This window comes from Rugosimonospora africana, assembly GCF_016862975.1.
Lineage (GTDB): Bacteria > Actinomycetota > Actinomycetes > Mycobacteriales > Micromonosporaceae > Rugosimonospora > Rugosimonospora africana.
The window spans coordinates 1-567 of the sequence record NZ_BONZ01000209.1 but is presented as its reverse complement, the minus strand read 5'-3'; the positions used below and the strand labels follow the sequence as shown (position 1 = coordinate 567).

At 67.5% G+C, this 567-nt stretch carries 1 protein-coding gene; it reads right to left on the bottom strand.

Annotation, left to right across the window (positions count from 1 at the left end):
* Positions 1-106: 106 nt before the first annotated feature.
* On the bottom strand, positions 107-567 hold a 461-nt coding region (locus Raf01_RS49260), incomplete at its 5' end, for a hypothetical protein (protein ID WP_203925094.1).

Sequence of the window (567 nt, the reverse complement as noted above, 5' to 3'; positions counted from 1 at the left end):
GTTCTCATGCTCCACATGACGCTCTCCGATCGTTGACGTGTGCACGATGTGCTGGGCGTCGCCCGGCCCGCGCTGGCGGCGCTGGTGCCCTTCGGTCCTGCGCTGCTCAATCCGGAACAGCCGGCGGGTTCGGGCCCCAGTTGCTGGCGGGTGCGGCGTAGGCGTTGACTGTCCCCGAGTACCAGTTGCTGCCGTAGCCGTAGTGGCTGCTGGCCCACGGTGAGTTCCAGATGGCCGCCGCGGTGGTGCCGGGCGACGCGCAGGCGGCCAGATCCGAGTCGATGGCTCCGTACCAGGACGGGTTGACGGTGATGTTGTGCGCGACGTAGTGGGCGGCGGTGACGAGGTTGTCGTAGCTGCCCAGCCCGGCGCCGCCGCCGGAGCCGTCACCGTTGTTGAGTGGGTTGTTGCGGTTCCACCAGTCGCTGGGCGGTTCCTCGTTGGTCATCCACTGGGTCAGCACGGTCACGTTATTGCCACACACCGGCCAGTTCCCGTCGGCGAGCACCACCTTGGCCCAGTCGAAGTTCGTGGACGCCGTGTGGGTTGCTGCCGCGGGTATGCGTA